Source organism: Phocaeicola sp. RTP21359st1_B8_RTP21360_211022, from assembly GCF_040911965.1.
In the GTDB taxonomy this organism is placed as follows: domain Bacteria; phylum Bacteroidota; class Bacteroidia; order Bacteroidales; family Bacteroidaceae; genus Phocaeicola; species Phocaeicola vulgatus.
Map to the genome: position 1 here is coordinate 1 of NZ_JBDFXP010000008.1, position 18,681 is coordinate 18,681.

Consider the following 18,681-nt stretch of genomic DNA (forward strand, 5'->3'; position numbering starts at 1 on the left):
CGCAGCTTAAAAAAATGAGTCGATTTTTATAGTCAATGAAAAAAAAGAAGGCGCATCGTGTATTACGACACACCTTCTTACTTTTAAACAAAAAGCACCCTATAAACGTTTTTATTATAATAAAAATAACGAAAGGAGAACATTATGGAAAGATTTGAAGATTTAATCACCTCAAACATCCCTGTATTAGTTGATTTTTTTGCTGAATGGTGCGGACCTTGCAAAGCCATGAAACCTATTTTAGAAGAATTAAAAGGAATAAAAGGGGAAAAAGTAAGAATTGTCAAGGTAGATGTAGACAAACATAAAGAAATTGCTGCATACTATCAGATTCAATCAGTTCCCACACTAATGATTTTTAAAGACGGTAAGCAATTGTGGCGACAAAGCGGTGTAATGCGTGCCAATGATTTAAGCACTATTCTAGCCCAATATGAGTAAAATATGAAGAAAACAATCACATGTATTCTATTAACTGCCGGATTAACGGGATATCTCAGTGCCCAAACTCCTGTCCAGGATAAGTCAGATAAAAATTCAGGAAAAGTCATACGTATGGACAAACAAATGTTCTTGGATAATATATTTGACTACACTTCCGGTTCCACTAACTGGAAATACAAAGGAGAGAAACCGGCAGTTATTGATTTTTACGCCACATGGTGTGGTCCCTGCCGTATGGTTGCCCCTCTGCTAAAAAGTCTGGCCAAAGAATACAAAGATCAAATTGCAGTTTACAAAGTAGATACAGACAAACAAAAAGAATTATCTGCCGTTATGGGAATACAGTCACTGCCCACCATCATCTTTATCCCCAAAACGGGACAGCCACAAATCATTATAGGAGCAGCCAATAAAGCTACTTTCAGGAAAGCCATTGAAGAAGTGTTACTGAAAGAATGAGAAACAAGCCCTACACATCTCTAATCTAAATATAACCAATAAAAGAGAGGGGGCAATAATAATTGCTCCCTCTCTCTCCATTTATACTATAGCAAATTGTATATTATTTCTTGAAATATCTGTTGTACAAACCTTCAAAACCTTTGCCGTGACGAGCTTCGTCCTTAGCCATTTCGTGAACTGTATCGTGAATAGCATCCAAGTTCAAAGCTTTTGCACGAGTAGCAATGCGTTTCTTGTCAGCACAAGCACCTGACTCAGCATTCATTCTCTTTTCCAAGTTAGTCTTTGTATCCCATACACAGTCACCCAGCAACTCAGCAAACTTAGCAGCATGTTCTGCTTCTTCCCAAGCATAACGTTTGAAAGCTTCAGCAACTTCAGGATAACCTTCGCGGTCTGCCTGACGGCTCATTGCCAAATACATACCAACTTCTGTACATTCACCCATGAAATGGTTGTTCAAATCCTTAATCATTTCTTCATCACAACCTTTTGCTACGCCGATAACGTGTTGGTCTGCAAATTCCAATCCACCTTCTGTTTCTACCATTTCGTTAAACTTAGAAGCAGGCGCTTTACACAACGGACATTTTTCAGGAGCTGCATCACCTTCATGAATATAACCACAAACTGTACAAATAAACTTTTTCATAATTTCTTTTTTTATTAGTTAGTCAATATTTTATTTATTAGTTAGTCATTTACTCTCTATCCTTTTTAACTTCTTTCTTAATCTTCTTTAGAACAAGCAGGGCATATACCTTTATAATATTGGTGAATTTCATCCACTTTGAATCCATTCATATCAATTTGCTCTACTTTTTTCACTTCATTACTATAGGGTAAATCGAATATTTTACCACATTTCTTGCAAAGGAAATGAGCATGTAGGGAAGTATCGCCGTCAAAACACGCATTCTTTTCATCAATTGTAAGCATTAAAGCTGCTCCATGCTCGACAAAGAGTTTCAGTGTATTATACACTGTAGTCTTGGACAAGGTTGGAATATCCTTACATAGCGCCAAATAAATCTCATCGATAGAAGGATGAGTTTTATGAGCCAACAAATAATCCATAATAGCTATGCGCTGTACGGACGGCTTAATGTTATAACTGATAAGATAATCGTAACTCTTCATATATTCCTTTTTTGTAACTATTACAATTTTATTTCATGTGCAAAGATAGATAGTTATTCGCAACAAACAAATAAATCACGCACTTTTTTTTATTTTTTTTATTTAGAGGTATAAATCGGGAAAGAATGATTAATTTTGCAGGTATATATAATAATAGGTATAATATGAAATACGGTTTTGTAAGAGTGGCGGCTGCCATTCCGATAGTGAAAGTGGCTGACTGCAAATTTAATGCACAACAGATTGAAACTCAAATTGCCATAGCAGACGGGAAAGGAGTACAAATTATCATTTTCCCCGAACTAAGTATTACAGGGTATACTTGCGCCGACTTGTTCGGTCAGTCTTTACTGTTGGAAGAAGCAGAAATGGCTTTAATGCAAATTATGAATAATACCCGACAAATGGATATCATCTCTATTATAGGGATGCCTGTGGTTATGAATTCCACGCTGCTGAACAGTGCTGTTGTTTTCCAAAAAGGGAAAATACTGGGTATTGTTCCTAAAACATATTTACCTAATTATAAAGAGTTCTATGAACAACGCTGGTTTACCTCTGCTCTGAACCACCCGGATGCCAATGTACGCCTCTGCGGACAAAATGTACCGGTCAGCGCCAACCTGCTTTTCGACACTCCGGAAACTTGCTTTGGCATTGAAATCTGCGAAGACATGTGGGCCCCCATTCCGCCCAGTTCCGCATTAGCACTGAAAGGAGCGGAAATCATTTTCAACATGTCTGCCGACAATGAAGGAATAAGCAAGCATAATTATGTCCGTTCATTAGTCAGTCAACAATCAGCACGCTGTCTGGCAGGATATGTATTCAGTTCATCCGGTTTCGGCGAATCAACCACAGACGTTGTTTTTGCAGGCAACGGACTGATATATGAAAACGGCACGTTACTTGCCGAGTCTGAACGTTTCTCATTCAAGGAACAATTGGTCATCAGTGAAATAGACGTGGAGCGTCTTCGTGGTGAACGGTTGACCAATACCACTTTTGCCGCCAATATCGGCAACTGCCCGGGGCGTCCCGCCATCCACATCAGTACAGAATTTGTCAACACACGCGATCTTAGTCTGACGCGCAGTATAGAAGCTCATCCTTTTGTTCCTCAAGGCAAAGAATTGGATGAACGCTGTGAAGAAATCTTCGCTATCCAAATAGCAGGACTAGCCAAACGTCTGGTACACACTCACTGCAAGACTGTAGTAGTCGGTATTTCCGGTGGTCTGGATTCCACCTTGGCACTTTTGGTCTGTGCCAAGACTTTCGATAAATTGGATCTGCCACGAAAAGGTATCATCGGCATCACCATGCCTGGTTTCGGTACTACCGACCGTACTTATAACAATGCTCTCCATCTGATGGCTTCACTAGGTGTTACCATTAAAGAAATCAGCATAAAGGAATCCTGCATCCAACACTTTAACGATATTAACCACGACATGACCGTACACGATGTAACCTACGAAAACAGCCAGGCACGCGAACGGACTCAAATTCTGATGGATGTTGCCAACCAATTGGGCGGTCTTGTCATTGGTACGGGAGACCTTTCAGAACTTGCCCTAGGCTGGGCCACCTACAATGGCGACCATATGTCTATGTACGGAGTCAATGGAAGCATTCCCAAAACACTGGTCAAATACCTGGTAAATTGGGTGGCTTTGAATGGCATGGATAATGAATCACGTATTACCCTGCTCGATATTGTAGACACTCCTATCAGTCCCGAACTGATTCCTGCTGATGAAAACGGCAATATAAAACAAAAGACAGAAGATTTGGTAGGACCATACGAACTGCATGATTTCTTCCTTTATCAATTCCTACGTTTCGGTTTTCGTCCCGCCAAGATATTCTTCCTGGCAAGTATCGCTTTTCGTGATACATACGATGAGGAAACAATCAAAAAATGGCTTACTATATTCTGCCGCCGTTTCTTTCAACAACAATTCAAACGCTCTTGCCTGCCCGATGGTCCCAAAGTGGGATCTGTATCACTCAGTCCCCGAGGTGACTGGCGTATGCCGAGCGATGCCAGTGCAGCTTCATGGCTGAAAGAATGCGAAGAGCTATAAACCACATAAAAAAGTAAGTCGGCTTCAAAGACAAAGTAACTTAACTTAGTTGGGCGAGTAAGTTAAGTTACTTTGTCTTTGAAGCCGACTTAAATACATCCCTTGCTTGAGGGTACTTCAAAATGGTAAATATCTCTTCGCACAGCCATCTTTATGGCACGAGCCAAAGCTTTGAAAATACCTTCTATTTTATGATGCTCATTCTGCCCCTCGGCTTTGATATTTAAATTCATACGAGCTGCATCACTCAATGATTTAAAAAAATGAAGAAACATCTCGGTAGGCATCTCCCCTATTTTCTCCCGATGAAACTCAGCATCCCATACCAACCATGCTCTACCGCCAAAATCCAAAGCTACCCGACAAAGACAATCATCCATGGGCAAGCAATATCCGTAACGCTCAATGCCACGCTTGCTGCCCAATGCCCGATAAATACATTCACCCAAAGCAATGGCGGTATCTTCAATAGTATGATGTTCGTCCACTTCCAAATCACCTTTTACTTTAATGGTCAGGTCAATACCACCATGCTTTCCAATCTGTTCCAACATGTGATCAAAAAAACCAATACCTGTAGAAATATCACATTTTCCGCTGCCATCTAAATTTAAACTGATATAAATATCCGTTTCCTTCGTAGTACGACGGACCTCCGCTATACGTTCTCCGGCAAAAAGGAATTCAGCGACCTTATCCCAATCCGTAGTCGCCAATACACAGTAGGATTCCAAATTCTTTTCCTTCAGAATATCCATATTTTCTTGCAACAAAATAGCCTTACAGCCCATATTTTTAGCCAGTTCCACATCTGTAGCACGATCACCAATAACAAAACTGTTTGCCAAATCATAATCACCGGTAAGATATTTTCCCATCATTCCTGTTCCAGGCTTACGGGTAGACACATGGTCTTCCGGAAAACTGCGGTCTATCAAGATATCATCAAAAATGATGCCTTCCCCCTCCAATGTCTTCAACACCAGGTTGTGCACCGGCCAAAAGGTATCCTCAGGAAAAGAAGAAGTACCGAGGCCGTCTTGATTGGTAACCATCACAAATTCAAAGTCGAGTTTGCTGCGGATAAATCCCAAATTACGAAATACCTTAGGATAAAACTCCAATTTATGGAAAGAATCCAATTGGTAGTCAACCGGTGGCTCTATAACCAACGTACCGTCACGATCTATAAACAACGCTTTCTTCATACTTCAACATTCATAATTCTTCAATGCTTCCAACAACATATCATTCTCCGGACGTGTACCAATGGTCACACGCAAACAATCACGACATAAAGAAATACTGGTACGGTTACGCACTATGATACCTTTACCTACCAAATAATTATATATTTTCTTGGCATCTGTCACTTTAGCTAGAAAGAAATTGGCATCCGTAGGATAGATTTTCTCACAACAAGGCAGTTCTACAAATTCATTGACCAAACGCGTCCGTTCTTCCAATAACGACTTTACCCAACGTTCTACCTCATAATGCCGGTGCAACATCATAACAGCCTCTTTCTGTGTCAGCAGATTCACATTATACGGATATTTAATCTTACTGAAAATAGAGATGATTTCTTTAGACGCAAAGGCCATGCCCAAACGAATGGCAGCACATCCCCATGCCTTAGAAAAAGTCTGAAAGACAATCAAATTAGGATATTTATCTAAATCGGCAAGGAAAGACGGCGCATCAGAAAAATCGGAATAGGCCTCGTCTATAATCACCAATCCCTGAAAAGTATCCAGTAATTTTTCCATTTCCCTACGATCCAGGTTATTACCGGTAGGATTATTGGGCGAGCAAAGAAAAACCAGTTTGGTGTGATCGTCTGTTGCCGCCAATAGTTTATCGGCACTGAACTGATAGTTTTCATCCAATAACACCTTGCGATATTCTACATCGTTGACATCGGCACACACCTGATACATACCATAAGTAGGGTCAATAGCCACTACATTATCCACCCCCGGAATACAGAACGCGCGATACACCAAGTCAATAGCCTCATCACTGCCGTTTCCCAAAAAGATCGTATCGGGGTCTACCTTTTTAATAGGAGCTATCATATTCTTCAATTCCCACTGCATAGGATCAGGATAACGGTTATTAGGTGTATTGTACGGGTTCTCATTGGCATCCAGAAAAACAGATGCCTCCGCTCCATTATATTCGTCACGTGCCGATGAATAGGGTTTCAAAGCCCAAATATTCGGGCGCGTCAATTCTTTCAAATCTTTCATCTTTATACTGTTTTTAATCTTACGGTTACTGCATTCTTATGCGCACCCAGTTGTTCATTAGCCGCCATCACCTCAATAGCAGGACCGATATTCTGAATACCCTCGCCATTAATCTCCTGAAAAGTGATTTTACGGATAAAACTATCCAGACTCACCCCACTATACGCTTTGGCATAACCATTGGTAGGTAAAGTATGATTGGTTCCGGATGCATAATCACCGGCACTCTCCGGAGTAAGTGAACCTAGAAATACAGATCCGGCATTGACAATACGCTCTGCCTGTTCCATATAATCCCTGGTCTCGATAATCAAATGCTCGGGAGCATATTCATTCGTCAGAGCAATTGCCTCATCCATATCCCTCACCAAAATCAATTTGCTGCTTGCCAACGACTTTTCGGCTATTTCCCATCTGGGAAGCAAAGCCAACTGGCGTTGTACCTCATACTCCACCTCCTTCATTAATTTCTCAGAAGTAGTTATCAGCATGGCCTGACTATCAACTCCATGTTCCGCCTGTGAAAGCAAATCGGCTGCCACAAATACAGGATTAGCCGTCTCGTCGGCCAGCACTTCGACTTCAGAAGGACCGGCAGGCATATCTATCGCAACATCCCGCAAAGAAACCTGCTGCTTGGCAGCCGTTACATATTGGTTACCCGGACCGAAAATTTTATAAACCTTAGGCACACTTTCCGTTCCGTATGCCATAGCAGCGATGGCCTGCACCCCTCCTGCTTTGAATATTTTATTTACCCCGGCCAATTTTGCCGCATACAAGATAGCAGGATGAACCTTTCCTTCTTTATCAGGAGGAGTACAAAGTACGATTTCCTTGCAACCTGCAATCTGTGCCGGAGTAGCCAACATCAATACGGTAGAAAATAAAGGCGCCGTGCCTCCGGGAATATACAAGCCCACCTTTTCAATAGCAACCGCCTTCTGCCAACAAGTTACCCCGGGTACGGTCTGCACCTTTTTCCCTTCAAACCGCTGAGAACTATGAAAAGTATGAATATTTTTCTGTGCCAGCATGATAGCTGCCTTCAATTCAATGGGTACCTCCTTTTCCGCTTCAGCAATTTCCGTTTCAGTAACCCCCAGTGAGTCCAGTTTCACCTTATCAAAACGTTCTTCATATTCCCTCACCGCTTTATCTCCTTCCGTCTTCACTTTATCCAGCACTTCTTTAACCGTATTGCGCAGCGTGTCTGTATTCAATGCCGGACGACGGAGAATTTCCATCCAGTCTTTCTTTTCAGGATATATTATTTTCTTCATACATGTATTCTTTTATAAGTTTACAAATCTCGCCTGACGTATGGACCGGCTATAATATCATTTTCTCAATGGGCAATACCAAAATACCTTCCGCGCCCAATGCTTTCAGTTTTCCGATGATCTCCCAAAAACGCTTCTCGTCAAGCACTGTATGTACCGAACTCCATCCTTCTTGTGCCAATGGCATCACAGTAGGACTCTTCATACCCGGCAGCACTTCGATAATTTCTTTCAAACGCTCTGTCGGAGCATTCATCAAGACATATTTCTTGTCTTCGGCAGCTTTCACCGCTTCAATACGGAACAAGAGTTCGTTCAGAATCTCTTTCTTCTCCTCAGACATATTCTTATTGCCTATCAGCAACGCCTCACTTTTCATAACCACTTCCACTTCCTTCAAGCTATTGCTTACCAAAGTAGATCCCGAACTGACAATATCAAAAATAGCATCAGCCAAACTGATTCCCGGAGCAATCTCTACCGAACCGGTAATGACATGAATATCAGAATGAATGCCATTCCGATCCATGAAATCTTTCAAAATGCCGGGATAAGAAGTCGCAATTTTACGTCCTTCAAACCAAGACAAACCCGGATAGTCCACATCTTTAGGTATAGCCAATGACAAACGGCACTTGCTGAACCCCAAACGTTTAATCACCTCAGCGTCCTCTTTTCTCTCTACAAACTCATTCTCGCCTACGATCCCTAAATCAGCCACTCCACCAGCCACCGACTGAGGAATATCATCATCGCGAAGAAAAAGAACTTCGATCGGAAAATTAGACGACTGTACTAAAAGAATTCTTTTAGAAGTGGAGATTTTAATATCTGCCTCTTGTAATAATGCCATTGTCTCTTCAAACAAACGGCCTTTTGACTGTACTGCAATTCTAAGCATGATTCTATCTGTTTTTAATTATTAACCGGCAATAAAAAGGGCTTACCGTTTTCGGCAAGCCCTATATCATTATACTACAATATCACCTTAGCCCACCGAATTATTCGTTAGGAAAATGATGATGATGTGTAGCAGTTCTAACCATAGTCTTTTCTTTTTACTTGCGACAAAAATAAAGTTTATATTTAATATCAGCAAATAATTATCGCAAAAACTTTATTTTTTCTTTCAAATTAAAGGTATTATCTCATCTTGCTCCACCTCGCAGTTCAAGAAATGCATTTCTTCCTTTGCCTTCTCTTGAGAAAAAGTGAAATAAGTGCACAGCGCCTTGGTGCAAAGTTCCTCCTTATTATTATAAATAGCCGCTTCTACAAATACGATATTGCGCTTCCTCTCCTTTATGGAAGCCTTCAATACGATATGCGAATCGTTGGTATTAACAGGTTTCATATAGCGGGTTTCCATTTTGGACGTAACACCGGTAGTCTGTAGTTTACGCAAAACCACCCATGCACAAATCTCATCCAGCAGCACCGCCTGAATACCGCCATGCAACGTATCAATCCATCCCTGAAACTGTGGCTGAGGTTTCCATATACTAATTACCTCATCCCCATCCTCATAAAATTCCATCTTCACTCCGGCTTCATTATTGGGAGCACAGCCAAAGCAATTATATCCTTCCATCCCTTTCCAGGGATTGATTATCTTTTTCATAGGCTATCTTTTAGAATTCATAATCCACACAAGCACGATCAGCCTTAACCTCCTTCAAAAGGCCGGCTGCAGCTACATGATCCGGATGAACGGCATAGGCATTGACATCTGCCAGCGTATCGAATTCACTATCCAGACAAATATCCCATTTTTCAGCAGAATTGGCATTCAGTCCCACAAATATATGACGGATAAAACCTATCTTGGCCGGCAAAGCTTCAATAGCCGCTTTAAAATCATTCATCACTTTCAATTTTTCTTCCTGTGAAAGAGTTTCTTTCAATTTAAATAAAACAATGTGCTTAACCATACTTGATATTTTAATTAATTATCCTACTTTTGTAATCGACACAGGGCTAAAGTATTTAACCTGATGCAAAAGTAACAGTTTTGTTTTAAAATACATTCTATTATTATGATAATTATTGGTATAGCCGGCGGAACCGGTTCAGGAAAGACCACTGTAGTTAGAAAAATCATAGAGAGCCTGCCCCCAGGTTCCGTTGCAGTCATTCCACAAGATTCATATTATAACGATCAGTCATCCATTCCCTTGGAAATACGTAAACAAACCAATTTCGACCATCCCGATGCTTTTGACTGGCCGCTCTTTGAACAACAGATTGCCGACCTGCGCAAAGGGCATCCCATTGAGCAGCCCACCTATTCTTATCTAGTATGTACACGCCTGCCCGAAACAGTTCGTGTAGAGCCAAAGGAAGTCATCATTGTGGAAGGTATCATGAGTCTCTATGATAAAGAGTTACGAGACTTGATGGACTTAAAGATTTTTGTGGATGCCGAACCCGACGAACGTTTGCTGCGTGTGATTACCCGCGACATGGTGGAACGCGGCCATCCCTTGGAAATGCTGATAGACAAATACCGGAACATTCTGAAACCGATGCATGACGAATTCATAGAGCCTACCAAGCAATATGCCGATATTATTATCCCCAATGGAGGCAACAACCAAAAGGCCATTGAAATCCTTAAACTATATATTGAAAAGATTTTAGGAAGATGAAAAATGTCTGGCTATTAGTTCTTGCCTGTATATGCATGACAGCGTGCCGTAACCGGCAACAATCTGCCGAAGTGACAAATTATGATTTGCCGCAAATAAAAGACAGCGGAGAATTAGTAGTCCTGACACTGAACAGTTCCACTTCTTATTTCGACTATCGGGGCGAGCCTATGGGATTCCAGTATGAGCTGGCCGATCAGTTTGCCCGTTCATTGGACGTAAAACTGAAAATAAAAGTAGCACAGAATGCACGTGACCTGGTTCATAAACTATTACAAGGAGAAGGAGACCTGATAGCCTATAATCTGCCTGTCACCAAAGAGTTCAAAGACAGTGTAGAGTTTTGCGGGGAAGATATCATCACCCATCAGGTATTGGTACAACGTAATACTCAAAAAAAGAAGAAAGCACTGAATAATGTAACAGAATTAATCGGGAAAGAGGTCTATGTAAAACCAGGAAAGTATCTGGAACGTCTCATCAATCTGGATAAAGAACTGGGTGGCGGTATATTGATACACGAAGTCGATAATGACAGCATCACCACCGAGGATTTAATCATGCAGGTTTCCAATGGTGAGATAGATTATGCCATCTGTGATAACGACCTTGCCAAATTAAACAAGACTTATTACCCCAATCTGAATATTGACCTGGCTGTCAGTTTTGACCAACGTGCCTCATGGGCCGTACGTAAGACCTCACCGCTACTAGGTGAAGCTGCTACTAAATGGCATCAGGAAAATATGACTTCTCCTGCCTATCAGGCCAGTAGCAAGCGTTATTTTGAAATAAGCAAACGGACACCTCACGGTTCCATCTTGTCCATCAAAGACGGAAAGATTTCACACTTCGACACTCTATTCAAGAAATATGCCAAAGATATAGATTGGGATTGGCGTATTTTAGCTTCCCTGGCCTATACGGAATCAAACTTTGATACAACAGCCGTATCATGGGCAGGCGCGAAAGGATTAATGCAGCTCATGCCCCGGACGGCGCGTGCTATGGGAGTTCCTCCCGGTAAAGAACAGAATCCGGAAGAGAGTATAAAGGCCGCCGTGAAATATATTGCTGCCACTTCCCGTTCTTTCAACGCAATAAAAGATGAAAACGAACGGATGAAATTTGTCTTGGCGGCTTATAACGCCGGAATAGGACACGTACTGGATGCCATGGCACTGGCTGAAAAATACGGCAAGAATAAATATGTATGGGACAACAGCGTAGATAACTATATTCTGCTTAAAAGTAATGAAGAATATTTCAATGATCCGGTTTGTAAAAATGGATACTTCCGAGGGGTGGAGACCTACAATTTCGTTAAGGAAGTAATGAGCAGAGGGGAAGTGTATAAAAAGAAAATCAAAGACTGACAGCCACTCCTTTTATTATTTCAGGTGGACTTTAAAAAACACTCCGCCGGAAAAGTAACGGCAGCGGTTGAACTCTATCACGACATTGATATAATCTTTCCAAAAGCTGTATTCAGCACCTATATTCATTGTACGGGCGTCATATTCAGCCATAAGGTTCAGTTTATTAACGGCTTTCATCAAAGGCTGATTGCCGAGTAATTGAAAGCGGAAATTAGCACCTATGGCAGGACCATTCAAATGATAATCTGTCCGTTTGTTATAGACGTATGCCAAATGGATACCTAACTCTCCTGTATTTCTAATAGACAGATGTTTTGTAACAGCCAGATAATACCGCTGCCAATGACCGTTTCCGGATGCACTACCAGTCATACCGATACCATAATCCTTTTCAAAAGTCCTGTCATTGGTACCGGGATCGTTCGCTCCTAACACAATCTGAGGAGTCCATTCCTTCCACCAGCCTTCTTTCCAAAGGCGCAACCTGCCCGAGAATTGACGATCCTGATTGCAATATTTGCCCCAGACTGATTCCGGATAATACGTACTGCCATAAGGAGCCTTATGCAAAGTACAGGTATATCCTACTTCCAACCAAGGAAAAATGGTTATATTAATAAAATAATTACCCGTATCATAACTCCAATGCCCCGGTGTCGCTTCCGTATCCAGAAAAGCGCAGCCAAACATAAAAGTCTTGTCACGCTGCATCTCCCCTGTCGGCATGTGAAGCAAACCTGTCGTTCCATACACAAACTGGGCTCTCAAAGCAGACGGACACAACAGAAGCACCATCAGCCCGACCAATGAAAGTGTTCTCATTTTTTCAGATTTTCATAAACATCAGCCACCCGGAGAGCTATTCCATCCCATCCATACTTTTCCATATCGTAATGTACCTGTTTAAAATCCCCATCTATTATTTCCTGTAATCTATCAGCCAACTGCTCTATATTACCGGTTTCAAAATAACAGCTGGCATCCAGCCCCATTTCTTTATTGGCGGGAATATCACTCACAATGACAGGCAACCGGTAACTCATGGCTTCCAACAGAGCGATAGGAAGCCCCTCATGCGACGAAGGCAACACATAACAACGGGCGTTTGTCAAAAGTGAATGTAGTTTTTTCCCTTTCACGAATCCGGTCAGTATCACCCCGTTTTCCCTCGCTTCCCTTTTCAATGCACGCGAATATTCATCCTCAAAATCCGTATCTCCGGCTAACACCAGCCGACATCCTTTTTTATCCACCCTCCGAAAAGCCTCCACCAAATGATGAAGATTCTTTTCGGGTACAAAACGGCACATACCCAATATGTAGTTTCTTTCAGTTATCCCCAATTCCCTAAAATACTCAGGACAGTTCGTATAATCGGGACAAGGCACACCATTATAAATCAGATGAACCTGCTCGGTTCTACCATATTTCCGTCTGATCAGATTGCGGATCACCTCACTGATGACTATTACCTCATCCGCAAACAGGCATCCCATCCGCTCTCCCCATTTCAAAACCATTTTGGCCATAATCCCCCATTTGTCACGATCATAGTCCGGCCCATGGTGGGTAAACACCACTTTCAGTCCCAACATTTTAGCATACGGTACAAGCAATGCCGGTCCGATGGCATGGATATGCAATACATCCGCCCCCAACTGTTTTGCCTTATTCACCGCCTTGAACGTATGAACAATCGCTTCAAACGATTTCTGTTTAGGAGATTCTATATCTATCAGTTTCACACCGTTCCATTCCGTCAACCCGTCATGCACATAATTCTTCCGGCGGATAACCGTCACATCCTCCCCCCTCCTTGCGATACGCGGAAAAAGCTCCTCACAATGCGTTTCCACACCACCCATCACATCGGGAATGCCACGGGTACCGGTCACAATAATCTTCATAAAGAATAAAGCAGTTTAAAATAAAAACAGTAGATTTGCGACATTAAATGTCAATCAGCCAATGAAAATATTCAATTTCATAAAAGAAGTACTGCAATATGCCGGAATCATCATTCTGTCATGCCTTTCGGCACTTTGGCTGATGATTACAGGAAAAAAGAAAAAGTAAGTTAGAATACTAGAACTTTTCCCTTAAATCTCCCTGGCAGGGATCTTGCCCTACATCGCACCATTTTTTATCCAGACAGACTGTTTTTCCCTGCATGGAACGAAGTTTATTCTGCAACGCCCACTTCAACGGATATTTTATATATTTATGCATCACCGGAGAGGCTGTGCCCACCATCCAGCAATTTTTCGGGCATTTACGCACCATGGCACGTACTTCCTCCGCCTTTTTGCTTGTCCAAATAGTCATAAAGTCCGGAGTTTCATGAATATTCCCCATCGACTTCTTCCAATATTTCTCTTCCAGACCGTTACAGGGAAACACATCACCAAACGGGTCTATAAAGAAATTAGCACTTCCCGCCTCACAAGGCAGCATGCGCCTTCCCCCTTCAATATAATTTATCAGTCCCATATTGAACCAAGCACGAAACCAACTCTTCGGGTGATTCTCCTTCAACTGCCATTCTATCAGTTGCTCAAAGTCACCGCACACCTCGTTCTTGTTGGTGATGACATTGTCGTCCTTATGAAAGTAGTACGAGTTATGAAAGGCGGCTGTAGCAAATTCCATTCCCAGTGACTTGCTGAGCTGATACAATGAAAGCATATCCTTTGAATTATTATTCGACACGGTACAGCCGAAACCGATATCCTTCAAGCCCATCTCTTTCAATGCCAACAATGTACGGAGTCCTTTATCAAACCCTCCGGCATGTCCGCGTAGTTCGTCGTTTTTACAACTCAAACCCTCAATACTGATTCGAATTCCGATGATAGGGAACTGTTTCGCCAAGGCAATCACCCTGTCCTCAAACCATCCGCTTGTAGAAATCACAATCCGGTCTGTATGCTTGTAACATTCCTCCACTATTTCCGGCAAATCTTCACGAATGAAAGGCTCACCTCCCGTCAGATTGATGAATTTCAACTTAGGCAATGACTTCAGGTCACTTGCTTTTATTTCTTCACTCTTGTTAGTGGGGTTAAACCATATATTACACATCTTGCACTTCATAGGGCAACGATATGTAAGGATTATGCTTGCATCGGTGGGATGCAAGGAACATTTGTTAACCATAAGTTGTTTGATTTAATTATTCACTATTCCAATTTTTCTTTCATATTTTCAATGAAAGAGTTAAAAGCAACCTTTATATCTTCCAATTGAGGATTGGAATTTTTAACGAGAACAGATGCATAGTAATCAGTAGATTCTACTTCCACTTTAGTGGACAAAAAAGTAAAACTTTCCCGTTGTTCATATTCATAATACCACATGGAAAACAAACGGTTACGAATAGCCTGTTTACCATCCGACATATCACAAATATATAATATAACAGGATTGTTTTCTAAAAAGAATGTTTCAAGAATTACCCAAATAGTTTCCCTGACCAACGGATCTTTTACAGAATGCTTACCTTGTGATTCCAAAATAAAAAACTGAAACGCATTCTCATCCATAAAAGTATAGTCCTCAACAAACCCTACCTCATAGACAGAACCATATTGGGTTTCAAATCCTAAACTACCATTATTATTTATATAAACTTTATAGGGAGATAAAGCATTGACACGTTCTATTGGCAAATCTATCACATCATGCAAATTTTGCCATTTTAAATCCCATTTTTTCCAATTCTTCTAAGGAATACCCCTTTTTGAGATATTCTATCAACGTGCGTTTGCGGTCTGTCGCCTTCTTCATAGCAGCCAACGCCTCTTCCTTGGTTTTAAAATTCTTAATAGCCATCCGATATTTCTTGATGATACAAAAATACTAGTAATAAATGAATTATCCAATATTTCCCTGTCTTTTCTTTCCATTATATACTATAAAGCAACAAATCAACCCTGATACAAATTCATAATCTGTTGATAATACATTTCTGCACCATACAGTTCCTGTCCCTTTCCTGCTATCATTTCATAATTGAGAGGATGTTGCATCATACTTTCAATCTTCATTCTCAGATCCTCTTTATTACGACTCTCAAATGTCATGCCGGTAACACCCTCTTCTATCAGTTCAGGGATTCCTCCGATGCGTGCTCCCAGTACAGGTGTACCCAAACATTGCGCCTCTATCACAGACAAAGGATTATTCTCATACCACTCCGAAGGTATCACTGAAAAACGTGCTCTTCCCACTAACTCCTTTATATCATTCCATTGTTTAAAGCCAACAAATTCCACGTTATTCCCAGCTACGATCTTTAACTCCTCCAGCAAGGGCCCCCCTCCAATCACCACCAATTTATATGGTAGAGCATTTGCCGCCTCTATCAAGGTCCTTACTCCTTTTTCAGGACTCAATCTCCCTATGAAACAGTAATAATTTCCCCTTTTGGTATAATCCTTACCATAACATTTCTCAGTATCAATAAAATTACATACTGTTTTTATTTTTTTACTATCGAATCCCCCTTGTCGCATCTTCTCTGCCATAAACCGACTAGGGCAAATAAAGATATCCGTGCAAACTTCCAATCGTTCACGATTCCACTTCATAGACTCCCAATACGATAAATAACTTGCCAAGCGTGAATGCTTCATACATTTATATTCCAAGACTTTACGCTTATCCGAAAAACATTCTTCGCATATAGTATCTCCATTACGCAAACAGTCATAACGCGGACAAAGCAGCTTGTAATCATGCAATGTCCATATTACTTTTATTCCTTTTTGATGCGCAATTTCTGCAATAACCGGAGATAGTTGAGAATGAATATTATTCAGATGAACAATATCAGGACAAAAGTCATCCAATAATGCCGTAAATTTACGTTTTACTTCATTCGTACCAAAGGGGCGTAACAACGCCTCAAGCATACCTAATCCCGGCTTGAACTTTACTTCACCAGGAAAGTACTTGCTCCATGGTGTTTCTATATTATCAGGATACTGCATGGCGAAGATTGCCACTTCATGACCTTTCCGCTTCAACAATTCCTCAAGGTTTATGGTACAGACACAGTCGCCGCCACGGCGGTAATAGAATTTATTCGAGAGTAAGATTTTCATTATCACAGAAGAATCAATATTTTATCATTATGTATAAATTATTTTAACATTTTCAATCTTCATATAACCCCCAATAACTATTTATTAATGTACCTTCACCATATATATTAAGATAGCTTGTTGGATCTACACTCAAATTTTTACCAAATATTAAAGATTTCATCTTTCTTTCCAAATCATCTATATCATTAACTTTAAATAACACAACATTTAAAGTTGCATTATCTTCAAAGAAAGGAATTGTAGAGGCTAATACTTTTTTATTAAAGTAATATGCTAAAGACAATACCCCTGACATTGTTGCAGAACGATAAGGATAAACAATAAATTTTGCCTTTTTAAAAAGATATGCGACTTCTTCATCTTCTATAAAACGATTTATTCGAATAATGTTTTCATTATGAGTTTCAATATCAAAGCCTCTACCTGCAATCACTAATTTTAGTGACTTACATGTTAAATTGCAATACGCATCAACCAGCAAATCAACCCCTTTATATTTATCTACTGTTCCAAAAAACAAAATATATTCTTTTAAGCCACTTACTTCTAATGGCATTTTTTTACCATTTATTATCAATGATGTAATTAGAGAAGGAAATGAAGTGTATTTCACTTTCTTACATGGATATATTTCTTTCAGTTCCTTCAATTGGAAATAAGAGGAAGTCGTAAGATTAGGAATTATATTCCTACATAATTTATATCCCCATATAATATATTTTTGCATCAAATAACCCAATAAAGTTTTTCTTACCACCTCATGTGGATGCAAATCATGCACTGTGTAGTAAAATGTTCTTTTATTATTCAAACAAATATACAAAGCTAATGTAAAATCACCTGTCAAAAAATGAACAGCATCCGGATTAATACTTTTTTCCAATTGCGATAAATGTTTTATTATCTCTAGAGGCCATAGTTTATAAAACAATTTCATCATTTTACTCTTTGGGTATTCCAAGAAAACAGGGTTCGCTTCTTGTAAAATTATATTCCTATAAGAATAAATACCTGAATTAACACAAAGACAGTGTACTTCAAATCTATCATCCTTAGCTAAAGCATTTATAGCAGTAGCAGCAAAAGGAATCATTCCCGAGGCAAATTCAGAAGCAACAAATAATATTTTCTTCTTCATTACAATCTATAATGTTTTCACTCTTGAATAATATAATATTAAGAACAAGAGAAATAATAGTAAGATTTCACAAGAGCCAATAGTAGATGCAATCCCCCCCATAAGTATGATGAATAAAGCTATAATACGGCTATAATAGAACCTTTTATCATCCATTACCATTCCATATAAATAATGAATAAATAATAGCCACAAGATATAGAAGATAAAATAGTAATATCCAAAATTTATATATAAATCATTACATAAAGTCGTATAAATTCCCCCACCTTCAAAATCATAGTTTGCTAATTCTTTTAATTTATAATCAAATGACAAAGGCTTATCCGGCCACAAAAAACGAGGTATGAATTTTACAAGACCAGTATAATATTCCTCTCCCCAAAAGAAGTTCTCCGTACCAACCGCATTCATGATAGGAATAGAATTAGCTTGATAAAGAATTACTGGATAAGAAAAGAATACTGCAATTTGGGATGCTATAAGAGTTAAGTCTCCACCTCTAATGCCTTGTAATGTACCGGCTGCTAATGGCATAGCTAAATAATATGAGACATATTCATACCACTTAAAACCTCTTTTCTTCAAATGAAAAAACAGTAAAAATAATGTAACCCCAACAAGAACCCCTCCTTTATTTCCTGTTGTCAAAAATAAGAAAACGCTCAAACAAAAAGAATAAAAAGCAACGACTTTATAATAAAAGATCAAGAGCTTTTCAGAAAAGATAACGGCCT

General features: G+C 40.0%; 21 protein-coding genes. 5 read left to right on the plus strand and 16 right to left on the minus strand.

Features of this window, described 5'->3' with window-relative positions; translation table 11 throughout:
• Nucleotides 1-144: 144 nt before the first annotated feature.
• Together trxA (AB5062_RS05650) and trxA (AB5062_RS05655) are read left to right on the plus strand one after the other, a co-directional pair.
• On the plus strand, nucleotides 145-441 hold the full coding sequence (gene trxA / locus AB5062_RS05650) for a thioredoxin (RefSeq protein ID WP_005848508.1): 297 nt from the start codon (nucleotides 145-147) through the stop codon (nucleotides 439-441).
• A 3-nt stretch (nucleotides 442-444) separates the two neighbouring features.
• Nucleotides 445-903 carry a thioredoxin gene (gene trxA / locus AB5062_RS05655; RefSeq protein ID WP_005848510.1) on the plus strand — a complete coding sequence of 153 codons (459 nt, stop codon included), beginning with the start codon at nucleotides 445-447 and terminating at the stop codon, nucleotides 901-903.
• Between the two features lie 103 nt (nucleotides 904-1,006).
• On the opposite strand, the gene AB5062_RS05660 is transcribed toward trxA (AB5062_RS05655), so the two are convergent.
• Both AB5062_RS05660 and AB5062_RS05665 read right to left on the minus strand, forming a co-directional pair.
• A complete protein-coding gene (locus tag AB5062_RS05660) occupies nucleotides 1,007-1,558 on the minus strand; it encodes an NADH peroxidase (RefSeq protein ID WP_005846285.1) in 552 nt (183 codons plus the stop codon).
• A 77-nt stretch (nucleotides 1,559-1,635) separates the two neighbouring features.
• A complete protein-coding gene (locus AB5062_RS05665; RefSeq protein WP_005846283.1) occupies nucleotides 1,636-2,046 on the minus strand; it encodes a Fur family transcriptional regulator in 411 nt (136 codons plus the stop codon).
• Nucleotides 2,047-2,210: 164 nt separating this feature from the next.
• Between AB5062_RS05665 and AB5062_RS05670 the strand changes: the two genes are divergently transcribed.
• Nucleotides 2,211-4,136: an NAD(+) synthase gene (locus AB5062_RS05670; protein ID WP_011965572.1), complete on the plus strand. Its 1,926-nt coding sequence runs from the start codon at nucleotides 2,211-2,213 to the stop codon at nucleotides 4,134-4,136.
• An 89-nt stretch (nucleotides 4,137-4,225) separates the two neighbouring features.
• Here the strand turns inward: AB5062_RS05670 and hisB are convergent, their stop codons facing one another.
• From hisB to AB5062_RS05700, 6 genes are all read right to left on the minus strand, one after another.
• Nucleotides 4,226-5,344 (minus strand): bifunctional histidinol-phosphatase/imidazoleglycerol-phosphate dehydratase HisB, encoded by a 1,119-nt coding sequence (gene hisB / locus AB5062_RS05675; protein ID WP_022508461.1) that lies wholly within the window; start codon nucleotides 5,342-5,344, stop codon nucleotides 4,226-4,228.
• Between the two features lie 3 nt (nucleotides 5,345-5,347).
• Nucleotides 5,348-6,388 carry a histidinol-phosphate transaminase gene (gene hisC / locus AB5062_RS05680; RefSeq protein WP_032952506.1) on the minus strand — a complete coding sequence of 347 codons (1,041 nt, stop codon included), beginning with the start codon at nucleotides 6,386-6,388 and terminating at the stop codon, nucleotides 5,348-5,350.
• Between the two features lie 2 nt (nucleotides 6,389-6,390).
• On the minus strand, nucleotides 6,391-7,671 hold the full coding sequence (gene hisD / locus AB5062_RS05685) for a histidinol dehydrogenase (RefSeq protein WP_005846275.1): 1,281 nt from the start codon (nucleotides 7,669-7,671) through the stop codon (nucleotides 6,391-6,393).
• Nucleotides 7,672-7,720: 49 nt separating this feature from the next.
• Entirely contained in the window at nucleotides 7,721-8,572 is an 852-nt protein-coding gene (hisG, locus tag AB5062_RS05690; protein WP_005846273.1) for an ATP phosphoribosyltransferase, read from the minus strand.
• Nucleotides 8,573-8,800: 228 nt separating this feature from the next.
• Nucleotides 8,801-9,292: a PaaI family thioesterase gene (locus AB5062_RS05695; RefSeq protein WP_005846271.1), complete on the minus strand. Its 492-nt coding sequence runs from the start codon at nucleotides 9,290-9,292 to the stop codon at nucleotides 8,801-8,803.
• A 10-nt stretch (nucleotides 9,293-9,302) separates the two neighbouring features.
• Nucleotides 9,303-9,602, minus strand: coding sequence for a Dabb family protein (locus tag AB5062_RS05700; RefSeq protein ID WP_005848519.1), 300 nt, complete (start codon nucleotides 9,600-9,602; stop codon nucleotides 9,303-9,305).
• Between the two features lie 105 nt (nucleotides 9,603-9,707).
• Between AB5062_RS05700 and udk the strand changes: the two genes are divergently transcribed.
• Nucleotides 9,708-10,319, plus strand: coding sequence for a uridine kinase (gene udk / locus AB5062_RS05705; RefSeq protein ID WP_008671116.1), 612 nt, complete (start codon nucleotides 9,708-9,710; stop codon nucleotides 10,317-10,319).
• Nucleotides 10,316-11,695, plus strand: coding sequence for a transglycosylase SLT domain-containing protein (locus AB5062_RS05710; RefSeq protein ID WP_005848522.1), 1,380 nt, complete (start codon nucleotides 10,316-10,318; stop codon nucleotides 11,693-11,695). The genes udk and AB5062_RS05710 overlap by 4 nt, the downstream gene beginning before the upstream one ends.
• 15 nt (nucleotides 11,696-11,710) lie before the next feature.
• On the opposite strand, the gene AB5062_RS05715 is transcribed toward AB5062_RS05710, so the two are convergent.
• From AB5062_RS05715 to AB5062_RS05750, 8 genes are all read right to left on the minus strand, one after another.
• A complete protein-coding gene (locus AB5062_RS05715) occupies nucleotides 11,711-12,520 on the minus strand; it encodes a YjbH domain-containing protein (RefSeq protein ID WP_117870329.1) in 810 nt (269 codons plus the stop codon).
• Nucleotides 12,517-13,605, minus strand: a complete 1,089-nt coding sequence (locus AB5062_RS05720; protein ID WP_005848526.1) for a glycosyltransferase family 4 protein — start codon at nucleotides 13,603-13,605, stop codon at nucleotides 12,517-12,519. The genes AB5062_RS05715 and AB5062_RS05720 overlap by 4 nt, the downstream gene beginning before the upstream one ends.
• A 178-nt stretch (nucleotides 13,606-13,783) precedes the next feature.
• Nucleotides 13,784-14,854, minus strand: a complete 1,071-nt coding sequence (locus tag AB5062_RS05725; RefSeq protein WP_005848530.1) for a radical SAM protein — start codon at nucleotides 14,852-14,854, stop codon at nucleotides 13,784-13,786.
• Nucleotides 14,855-14,877: 23 nt separating this feature from the next.
• Nucleotides 14,878-15,375, minus strand: a complete 498-nt coding sequence (locus AB5062_RS05730) for a DUF6169 family protein (protein ID WP_224205310.1) — start codon at nucleotides 15,373-15,375, stop codon at nucleotides 14,878-14,880.
• 1 nt (nucleotide 15,376) lies between these two features.
• Nucleotides 15,377-15,529 carry a hypothetical protein gene (locus AB5062_RS05735; RefSeq protein ID WP_005848534.1) on the minus strand — a complete coding sequence of 51 codons (153 nt, stop codon included), beginning with the start codon at nucleotides 15,527-15,529 and terminating at the stop codon, nucleotides 15,377-15,379.
• A gap of 95 nt (nucleotides 15,530-15,624) precedes the next feature.
• Complete coding sequence (locus tag AB5062_RS05740) at nucleotides 15,625-16,803, minus strand: glycosyltransferase (protein ID WP_032952508.1); 1,179 nt, start codon at nucleotides 16,801-16,803, stop codon at nucleotides 15,625-15,627.
• 52 nt (nucleotides 16,804-16,855) lie between these two features.
• Nucleotides 16,856-17,944: a glycosyltransferase gene (locus AB5062_RS05745; RefSeq protein ID WP_032952509.1), complete on the minus strand. Its 1,089-nt coding sequence runs from the start codon at nucleotides 17,942-17,944 to the stop codon at nucleotides 16,856-16,858.
• 6 nt (nucleotides 17,945-17,950) lie between these two features.
• The gene (locus AB5062_RS05750; RefSeq protein ID WP_229096938.1) at nucleotides 17,951-18,655 is read right to left on the minus strand and encodes a hypothetical protein; all 705 of its coding nucleotides are present in this window, start codon (nucleotides 18,653-18,655) and stop codon (nucleotides 17,951-17,953) included.
• Nucleotides 18,656-18,681 lie beyond the last annotated feature (26 nt).

Excerpts from the sequence above, each read along its gene's own strand:
- trxA (WP_005848508.1), top strand. The coding sequence starts at position 145 with ATGGAAAGATTTGAAGATTTAATCACCTCAAACATCCCTGTATTAGTT.
- trxA (WP_005848510.1), top strand. The coding sequence starts at position 445 with ATGAAGAAAACAATCACATGTATTCTATTAACTGCCGGATTAACGGGA.
- AB5062_RS05660 (WP_005846285.1), bottom strand. The coding sequence starts at position 1,558 with ATGAAAAAGTTTATTTGTACAGTTTGTGGTTATATTCATGAAGGTGAT.
- AB5062_RS05665 (WP_005846283.1), bottom strand. The coding sequence starts at position 2,046 with ATGAAGAGTTACGATTATCTTATCAGTTATAACATTAAGCCGTCCGTA.
- AB5062_RS05670 (WP_011965572.1), top strand. The coding sequence starts at position 2,211 with ATGAAATACGGTTTTGTAAGAGTGGCGGCTGCCATTCCGATAGTGAAA.
- hisB (WP_022508461.1), bottom strand. The coding sequence starts at position 5,344 with ATGAAGAAAGCGTTGTTTATAGATCGTGACGGTACGTTGGTTATAGAG.
- hisC (WP_032952506.1), bottom strand. The coding sequence starts at position 6,388 with ATGAAAGATTTGAAAGAATTGACGCGCCCGAATATTTGGGCTTTGAAA.
- hisD (WP_005846275.1), bottom strand. The coding sequence starts at position 7,671 with ATGAAGAAAATAATATATCCTGAAAAGAAAGACTGGATGGAAATTCTC.
- hisG (WP_005846273.1), bottom strand. The coding sequence starts at position 8,572 with ATGCTTAGAATTGCAGTACAGTCAAAAGGCCGTTTGTTTGAAGAGACA.
- AB5062_RS05695 (WP_005846271.1), bottom strand. The coding sequence starts at position 9,292 with ATGAAAAAGATAATCAATCCCTGGAAAGGGATGGAAGGATATAATTGC.
- AB5062_RS05700 (WP_005848519.1), bottom strand. The coding sequence starts at position 9,602 with ATGGTTAAGCACATTGTTTTATTTAAATTGAAAGAAACTCTTTCACAG.
- udk (WP_008671116.1), top strand. The coding sequence starts at position 9,708 with ATGATAATTATTGGTATAGCCGGCGGAACCGGTTCAGGAAAGACCACT.
- AB5062_RS05710 (WP_005848522.1), top strand. The coding sequence starts at position 10,316 with ATGAAAAATGTCTGGCTATTAGTTCTTGCCTGTATATGCATGACAGCG.
- AB5062_RS05715 (WP_117870329.1), bottom strand. The coding sequence starts at position 12,520 with ATGAGAACACTTTCATTGGTCGGGCTGATGGTGCTTCTGTTGTGTCCG.
- AB5062_RS05720 (WP_005848526.1), bottom strand. The coding sequence starts at position 13,605 with ATGAAGATTATTGTGACCGGTACCCGTGGCATTCCCGATGTGATGGGT.
- AB5062_RS05725 (WP_005848530.1), bottom strand. The coding sequence starts at position 14,854 with ATGGTTAACAAATGTTCCTTGCATCCCACCGATGCAAGCATAATCCTT.
- AB5062_RS05735 (WP_005848534.1), bottom strand. The coding sequence starts at position 15,529 with ATGGCTATTAAGAATTTTAAAACCAAGGAAGAGGCGTTGGCTGCTATG.
- AB5062_RS05740 (WP_032952508.1), bottom strand. The coding sequence starts at position 16,803 with ATGAAAATCTTACTCTCGAATAAATTCTATTACCGCCGTGGCGGCGAC.
- AB5062_RS05745 (WP_032952509.1), bottom strand. The coding sequence starts at position 17,944 with ATGAAGAAGAAAATATTATTTGTTGCTTCTGAATTTGCCTCGGGAATG.